The sequence below is a fragment of the Endozoicomonas sp. ONNA1 genome, assembly GCF_024606325.1.
Lineage (GTDB): Bacteria > Pseudomonadota > Gammaproteobacteria > Pseudomonadales > Endozoicomonadaceae > Endozoicomonas_A.
This window is the reverse complement of sequence record NZ_JAHHPN010000141.1, coordinates 1-8,025: the sequence shown is the minus strand read 5'-3', so window position 1 is coordinate 8,025 and position 8,025 is coordinate 1. Positions and strand designations below refer to the sequence as shown.

8 protein-coding genes are annotated in these 8,025 nt (G+C 48.2%); 6 read left to right on the top strand and 2 right to left on the bottom strand.

The annotated features are described in order from the left end of the window. The 4 genes from KDK19_RS03370 to sthA all read left to right on the top strand — a co-directional run. A partial coding sequence (locus tag KDK19_RS03370) for a hypothetical protein (RefSeq protein WP_257291333.1) occupies positions 1–197 on the top strand: 197 nt, incomplete at its 5' end. 113 nt (positions 198–310) lie between these two features. Further along, positions 311–1,468, top strand: coding sequence for an FAD:protein FMN transferase (locus tag KDK19_RS03365; protein WP_257274370.1), 1,158 nt, complete (start codon positions 311–313; stop codon positions 1,466–1,468). 140 nt (positions 1,469–1,608) lie between these two features. Beyond that, positions 1,609–1,860 (top strand): (Na+)-NQR maturation NqrM, encoded by a 252-nt coding sequence (gene nqrM, locus KDK19_RS03360; RefSeq protein ID WP_257274371.1) that lies wholly within the window; start codon positions 1,609–1,611, stop codon positions 1,858–1,860. A gap of 207 nt (positions 1,861–2,067) precedes the next feature. Next, the gene (gene sthA / locus KDK19_RS03355; protein ID WP_257287215.1) at positions 2,068–3,462 is read left to right on the top strand and encodes a Si-specific NAD(P)(+) transhydrogenase; all 1,395 of its coding nucleotides are present in this window, start codon (positions 2,068–2,070) and stop codon (positions 3,460–3,462) included. Positions 3,463–3,505: 43 nt separating this feature from the next. On the opposite strand, the gene KDK19_RS03350 is transcribed toward sthA, so the two are convergent. Then, positions 3,506–4,315, bottom strand: coding sequence for an ion transporter (locus tag KDK19_RS03350; RefSeq protein WP_257274373.1), 810 nt, complete (start codon positions 4,313–4,315; stop codon positions 3,506–3,508). A 203-nt stretch (positions 4,316–4,518) separates the two neighbouring features. After that, entirely contained in the window at positions 4,519–5,802 is a 1,284-nt protein-coding gene (codA, locus tag KDK19_RS03345) for a cytosine deaminase (RefSeq protein WP_257281406.1), read from the bottom strand. 295 nt (positions 5,803–6,097) lie between these two features. Between codA and KDK19_RS03340 the strand changes: the two genes are divergently transcribed. Beyond that, positions 6,098–6,460, top strand: coding sequence for a hypothetical protein (locus KDK19_RS03340; protein WP_257275057.1), 363 nt, complete (start codon positions 6,098–6,100; stop codon positions 6,458–6,460). Between the two features lie 198 nt (positions 6,461–6,658). Then, positions 6,659–7,585, top strand: a complete 927-nt coding sequence (locus KDK19_RS03335) for a patatin-like phospholipase family protein (RefSeq protein ID WP_257291332.1) — start codon at positions 6,659–6,661, stop codon at positions 7,583–7,585. The last annotated feature ends 440 nt before the right edge of the window (positions 7,586–8,025 follow it).

The following is an 8,025-nucleotide window of genomic DNA, read 5'->3' as shown; positions in this document are numbered from 1 at the left end:
GGAAAAAAGGTGCCTGGATAGTGCCCAGGCAATGCAATTGGGAAAAAGCTTCTGCAAGCTACACCCGCCCCGACAAGCTGGAGGGGCTGAGCTATCCATTAACCGGATTGAACTACTTCCATTCTTTTACTACCCATGTGGTGGACGAAAAGGGCGTTGTGAAGCCGAATCTCCTTGATTCAAGGGATGAACTCTAACAGCGCTGAGGGCGTGCTCAGATAAGAACGCTCGCTGGTGCTCTGTACGGATGACGATTCACCACTCCCGGTGGTACACTGCGCCTCCTTGAACGAATTCTGGAAGTGTCAGAATGGCTTTTCCAGCTTCAACGGGAGAGAACAGGTTGTTGTCCAAATCCTACAAGCGGTCACTGCTGATTGGCTTAATTCTTCTGGCTGTTGGCTTTTATGCTTTGTCTTTGCGCCCTACCCTGAAGCACATAAAGGGTGAAACCATGGGTACTACTTACACTATTACCTATGTTTCCAGGCCTTTTTCCCATTCGACAGACAATGTTAAAAAGCAGGTTGACGGGCTGCTGGAGGCGATTAATGACAGTATGTCAACTTACCGTGAAGATTCCGAACTGATGCAATTCAACCGCTCTGAAATCGGGAAGCCATTCAAAGCTTCCGATGAGCTGGTGGATCTTGTTGAAAAAAGTCTGGTGATTTCCCGCATGTCGGATGGTGCTTACGATGTGACTGTGGGTCCAGTGGTCAATCTGTGGGGCTTTGGTCCTTCTGATGCCGGCAGGCAACCCTCACAAAGCAAAAAAGCATCGTCTGGTACCGCTGATAAGCAAGCCCCGGAGTTTATAGAATGGATGATAAATAACTATCCGGCCAAGTTGCCTTCTGATGAAGAGATTGCCGCAGCCCAAGCTAAAGTGGGTTATCAGGCAGTTATAGCAGATACCCGAAACGATTTACTGACCCGAACCAAAGACGTCTTTGTCGATCTCAGCTCTATTGCCAAAGGTTACGGTGTCGATAAAGTGGCTTATCTGCTCAACTCAGAAGGCATTAACAGTTATCTGGTTGAGATCGGTGGTGAGGTCAAAGTCGGTGACCCTAAACCAGATGGTTCTCTCTGGAAACTGGGTATCCGTGGACCAGCCATGACCGATAGTAAGCCTGCCCTGATTGTTGAATTGGAAAACAAAGCCATGGCAACATCGGGTGACTATCTGAATTATTTTGAAGTGGATGGCCACAAGTATTCCCACACGATTAATCCGCGAACTGGTCGTCCTGAGATGGGGCGTTTGGCAGAAGTGGCTGTGATTGAGGATAATGTTGCAGAAGCTGATGCACTGGCGACCCTGTTTATGGTTTTGGGTGATAAAGAAGGCCTGAAGCTGGCCAACAGAGAGGGAATCGCGGCCTACTTTACCTATCATACAGATAAAGGCTTTGACGCAGTTAGCAGTGATGCATTTAAACCCTATCTGCCAAAACAGAATTGAGAAATGGCCGGATTGATGACCTTACCTGCCATTACCAACGACAGCGCACTTATTGTGCTAAAAACAGTGCCCGCAAGATGTTTGATGAATAAGCAAGACTGTTTTTTTAGATTCGGGCCTCTGGTCAGGAGAGTAATATCATGACACTGATGCTGATTACATTTGGAACCTTTCTGGTACTGATCGCCCTGATGGCCATTGGTGTCATTGTTGCCAACAAACCGATCAAGGGCTCCTGTGGTGGTTTGAGTAACCTTGGCCTCAAGGATGGCTGCATGATCTGTGGCGGAGGGGATAAGAACGACCCTTTCTCTGAAGGTCAACATAAGGATATGGAGCATCTGTTTTATGATGCGACTGCCGACAAGGCTGTAAAGAAGTCAGGTACTTAGTTCAAGTTATATCCGGAAAAACCAGAGTTTCAGAGTACAGAGGGTCGGATGCTTCTCTGTTGAAAGTTGAGAGGCTGTTCCTCAAAAAATATGAACAGCCTTTGAGGAAATTAATAAAAATAAGGAAGCGTTGCAGTACGATCGATCTCCGCATACTCGGATAATGATCTGCTGCAATGCTGCCTGAACCGCTTTGAGGGTTAAAGGATGGGCGTGAGTCACTACGATCTGGTTGTATTGGGTTCCGGGCCAGCGGGTGAGGGCGCAGCAATGAACGCTGTCAAGCTGGGCAAGAAGGTTGCGGTCGTTGAGCAGAATGCGTTTGTCGGTGGTAACTGTACCCACTTGGGCACCATACCTTCCAAGTCTCTGCGGCACTCTGTCAAACAGATCATGGACTTCAACACCAATCCCATGTTTCGTGAGATTGGCGAGCCCCGCTGGTTCAGCTTCCCCAAGGTGCTGAAGACGGCTGAACGTGTTATTCAGAAACAGGTGCAGTCCCGTACCCTGTATTATGCCCGAAACCGGATTGATCTTTATTTTGGTCATGCCTCCTTTGTCGATGAACATACCATTGAGGTTCAGCAGGAAAATGGCAATGTCGAAAAGCTTCATGGTACCAATATCCTGATTGCCACCGGTTCCCGTCCTTACCAGCCTGCTGATGTCAACTTCCGTCATCCACGGATTTACGACAGTGATTCCATTCTTCAGCTAACCACCACTCCACGCCGGATGATCATCTACGGAGCCGGTGTTATTGGTTCTGAGTATGCCTCTATTTTCTCTGGTCTGGGTGTGTTGGTGGATTTGGTGGATACCCGTGATCGTCTGCTCTCCTTCCTGGATAAAGAGATTTCCGATGCGCTGGGCTATCAGCTGAGGAAAATGAACGTCATCATTCGTCACAATGAGGAGTACCAGAAAGTAGAAATGCTGGACGACGGTGTGGTGATGCACCTGAAGTCGGGCAAGAAACTGAAAGCAGATATACTTCTGTGGGCCAATGGCAGAACGGGCAATACTCAGGACATGGGCCTTGAACTGATAGGTTTGAAGCCGAACAGTCGGGGGCAATTGTCTGTTAATGAGAACTATCAGACAGAGATCGATCATATCTACGCAGCGGGTGATGTGATTGGCTGGCCCAGTCTCGCCAGTGCCGCTTATGATCAGGGCAGGTCTGCCGCAGGTAATATTGAACATGCCGGTCAATGGCGTTTTGTCAACGAAGTACCGACCGGTATCTATACCATTCCGGAAATCAGCTCGCTGGGTAAAACCGAAGAAGAGCTGACAGCCGCAGCTGTGCCCTATGAAGTGGGCAAAGCTTTCTTCTCAAGGCTGGCCCGTGCCCAGATTACCGGCGAAACTGTTGGTATGCTGAAAATCCTGTTCCACCGCGATACCGGCGAAGTGCTGGGTATTCACTGCTTCGGTGACCAGGCATCCGAGATCGTACACATTGGTCAGGCGGTGATGTCCCAGAAGGGAGAGGCCAATAATATTCGCTACTTCCTGAACACCACATTTAACTACCCGACTATGGCCGAAGCCTACCGCGTGGCTACTTTGGATGGTTTGAACCGTCTGTTCTGAACACGTCCAACCTGCCAGACTAAACAGTCTGGCAGCGGCTCATTCAGTGGCTTTCCTTTTGCAGGAGTAGTTTGATTCCGTTCAGCTGCTGCTCAAGGTCTTCAAGGGTAGGTTGACCCTTATTCTTTACAGCTTCTTCTTCCCTACGCACTTTTTGACGCTCTTCCTCCAGAACATTGACGACAATGCCGATGATCATGTTCAGAAACGCGAACGTCGTGAAGAAAATAAAACTGAGATAGTAAGCCCAACTTAATGGATAGACGGTCATGGTTTCGTACATGACATCGGTCCAGTCTTCGAAAGTCATGACCCTGAACAGGGTTAGCATACTGACGGAAATATTACCCCAGAGTTCAGGGTTGATATTCAGGAAGAAAGTGCTGCCAACAGCGGCATAGATATAAAAAATGATGAACATCAGCAGCATGACGTAACCCAGTTGCGGCAGGGCTTTCAGTAGTGAGTTCAGCAGCAGTCGAAGCTCGGGGATAACTGAAATCATCCGCAGCACCCGGAAAATTCTGATCAATCGGCCCACCAGAGCCATCTCGGTATCGCTGACCGGGATCAGGCTGACGATCACAATCAGGGTATCAAAGAGATTCCAGCCGGACTTGAAGAAATTCTTTTTGTTCTCTTCCCCAAAAAAGCGGATCAGTATCTCCACCAGAAAAAAGAGTGTGATGCCGACATCCAGCACACTGATAGTGCTTTCGAGGTAGGTTGGCAGGTTGTAGGTCTTTGCACCAATAACCAGGGCAGAGAAGATGATGATGCTGACGACAAAGAGTTCAAATATCTTGTTGGAGCGTATGGCGTTGAAGCGAGCCTGTAAATCGCTGTTTTTCATGGTTTGGTTACGACTAAAAAGGACGGTTGACTGCCATAAGTGCGAAAGTGTGAGACTGCACCGGGCTATGTTTTCATTTTAAGGCGGTCATTCTAACGTGAATAATATGACGTCCCCAAGAGGGGGAAATGATTTTTTCAGCAGGCTGGTCCCGGGAGGGAAGAGTCAACCTCGAATGCCGTCCAAGAGAGGCTGTAAAAAGCTTACTGAGGGCAAAAAGAATAATCGATATTGCCAGACAGCGATTGATTTGCCTTGACAGATGTCTGTGCAGGTCTGGTTTCTGCTATCAGCTGGCCGTTACGGAAAGAGTGAGTTACCACCGACTGCCGTCTGATGGCATCAAATACTGTCTCAGAGTCCAACAGAATCAAATTGCCGGGTTTCCCTTCTTCAATACCGTATTGGTCGTGAATATTCAGGCATTTTGCGCTGTTTCCGGTAATCAGGTCGATGCCCCGGTTGATCTGGTCCAGCCCTGTCATTTGACAACCCACCAGACCCGTAAACAACACTTGCAGCATATTACAGCCCTGCATCGGGAACCATTGGTCAACAATGTCGTCCTGACCGAAGCAAGCATTTATACCCGCTTCAAGCAGCTCTGGAATGCGAGTGATACCGCGACGTTTCGGGTAAGTATCCATTCGCCCCTGAAGATTCAGATTGGTCACCGGGTTGGCGATAAAGTGGATGCCAGAACGTTTCAGCAGGCGCATCAGCTTCACAAAATAGGCGTTATTATAGGAATGCATTGCAGTGGTATGACTGGCAGTCACACGCTGCCCCATGTTGCGTTCCAGTGCCAGAGAGGCCACTGTCTCTACGAACCGGGATTGTTCGTCGTCTATTTCGTCGCAGTGAATATCGATCAGGCTGTCGTATTTTTCTGCAAGGTCAAAGACAGTATTAAGAGAGTTCAGAGCATATTCACGGGTGTATTCAAAATGGGGAATGCCTCCTACAGCGTCGCAGCCGAGTTTCATAGCTTCTTCGAGAAGCTCTGAACCTTCAGGAAAAGACGGGATTCCTTCTTGGGGAAAAGCGACCAGTTGGATGTCAATGAGATCTTTAACGTCCTCTTTCAACTCGAGCAAAGCATGAACGGCAGTGAGGTCCGGGTCGGTAGTATCGACATGACTGCGAACGTGCTGAACGCCCTGGCCTACATACCAGGACAGTGCTTTTTTTGCTCGTTGCCTGACGTCGTCGTGTGTCAGTATTTTTTTGCGCTGAGACCAGTTCTGAATCCCCTCAAACAGGGTGCCGCTACGATTCCAGACCGGTTCACCTGCCGTCAGGCAGGTATCCAGATGGACATGAGGATCAATGAAGGGGGGCAATGCCAGCTTACCACCGGCATCAAAACTATCGGTGTCAGGCTGGCGTTGTGTGCCAGTGACAGTGATGCTGAGAATTTTACCCTGATCAAAAAGGATATCAAACAGACCTTCCTGTTGATGCAGGCGCACATTTTCAAGACGCATGATTTACCTCAGTCTGCTTTTACTGGAAGAGGGTGTTTTTCTAGAATAAAACAGGACAGTCAGAGGCTACAAGTACACCGTACAGTAAAGCAATACCTGCCAGGTACCTCTGCAAGAACAAACCCCTGTATAAACATGACTTCAGAGTTATCGGCCACCTATTCCCCCTTTCATATCAAGCTTTGTCTCGAAATTGTTCCCTACAGAGAGGTAATACTTTGATCTAATTGTGAGATGTGAACCCAATCCCTATGGTTAATGTATTGAAGCAAAGTCTTATGATAAGGATGTTAATATGATCTTAGAAAAACTTTGCGGTCAAAACTGGCCTGCCCATTTAAGAACAAGCTCAGATTGCTCGGTCAATACTGCTACCCAGGATGACTCAGGAAGGTTTCGAGCCCGAAAGGTAAGTAGCTGTCAAGTTGAAGAGAATTTAATATCAAAGAGTGTATCTGACATAACATTCCGATCCGCCGCCAGAGGCTTGGTTAATATTTCTAAAAGCATGGCTGCTGCCGCTAATTCTTGTGGAAGATTACCTGACCGAAAGGTAAAAGCAGTGGCAATAAGTGCTGAATTCGCTATCAAGCTGACAATGAAGTTAGTAGTTCAGCCAAAAGCTACTTATTATTTAAAAATGGCCGCAAAAGCATGATATAAAGGGCATCCATCCGGTCATCGGTTGAGATTCAGGTCATTCCTCAAGGGAAAGGTAGAGACACAGAGGCATATCCTGCTGATTCACGTTAAACATTATTGCGAGTAAGAGAAAAGTATCAGTGTGCTATAGACCTCAGGTCTGAGAGGGTTCATTCTATTGCCCAACGCAAGCAACTCACAGGACACAAGAGCAATGACAAAAAGAGTAGCTCTGGTCTTAGGCAGTGGTGGAGCCCGGGGTTATGCCCATGTCGGGGTAATTCGTGAGCTGGAAGCCAGAGGGTACAAAATTACGGCAATAGCCGGTGCTTCCATGGGCGCACTGATCGGTGGTCTCTGGGCCACGGGTAAACTGAATGAGTATTGTCAATGGGCAGAAACCCTTGATTCGTTCGAGATTATCCGTTTGCTGGATATTTCTTTGGGGCGTCCAGGTGTCATAAAGGGTGATCGCCTGTTTGAACGCATGCGCGACATTATCGGCGACTGCCGAATAGAAGACTTGCCGATTCCCTATACAGCCGTAGCTACCAGTTTGACCAATCGCAAGGAAGTCTGGTTCCAGCGGGGTGATCTGGTGACAGCTATTCGTGCTTCATGTGCCATTCCTTCTTTGTTCAGTCCAGTAGAAATGCATGGTCAGGTGCTGGTAGATGGTGGCGTGCTTAATCCTTTGCCAATGGCACCTGCGGGGTCAGCTCTGGCCGATATGGTGGTAGCTGTTGACCTGCTGGCTAATCCTTTTCAGAAAAATGAGGAGGTTGAAGAGGGAGAAAAGGGCAAAAAATCCATTTTTGACGGTCTTATTGACAAGCTTGTAGGTGTTAATGAGAGTAAGAAATCCCAAGATGAACTCAGTGCTTCCATGAGCCTGATGGAAATTTCCAACCAATCCATGGAAGTGATGCAGGAGTCTCTTTCCCGATACAAAATGGCGGGCTATCAGCCAGACGTCCTGGTCAACGTGCCTCGTAATATCTGTCAATTCTACGAATTTCACCGTTTTAACGAGATTGCAGCTGTGGGTAGGCAATTGGCTATTGAAGCTCTGGATCATTGGGAATCCCGTCATCGGGCTGGGCTCGACCTTCTTGTGGAGGCAGAGCCTTCCTCTTTGTGATAAAAACTCAACACATTACTAAGGCTTAATGAACTTCAGAATGGCTTCTGATTATTTCTGGTGTCTGAGGACATAAAAAGTTGGTTGGCAGGCATTGGCGGGTGTGCTTATAGACGGTGATCTTCCCGCACCTGTTCTATATCTTTTTGCCAGCGCTGAACCGTGCGTATCGCCAGGTGAGCGCAGCACAGGTTTTCACTTTACGTGCACCCTGTGAAACAGCTCTCTGGATTAAAGCAACGGTTTCCTTGCGATCAGGGAGAGGGATCAATCGTCCCCGCGCCCTCCCCAGATCGCGTTTGCCTTTTTTGTCAGAACCAGCAGTGCTGTGCTTTCAGCAAGTACCTTGTCTTTGCGTTTAAGTTCTTTTTCCAGTTTCTGGATACGCTTCTTGTCATCTCGTCTGGCAGCGGCCGGTATCTGACGGGATTCAGCAGGCT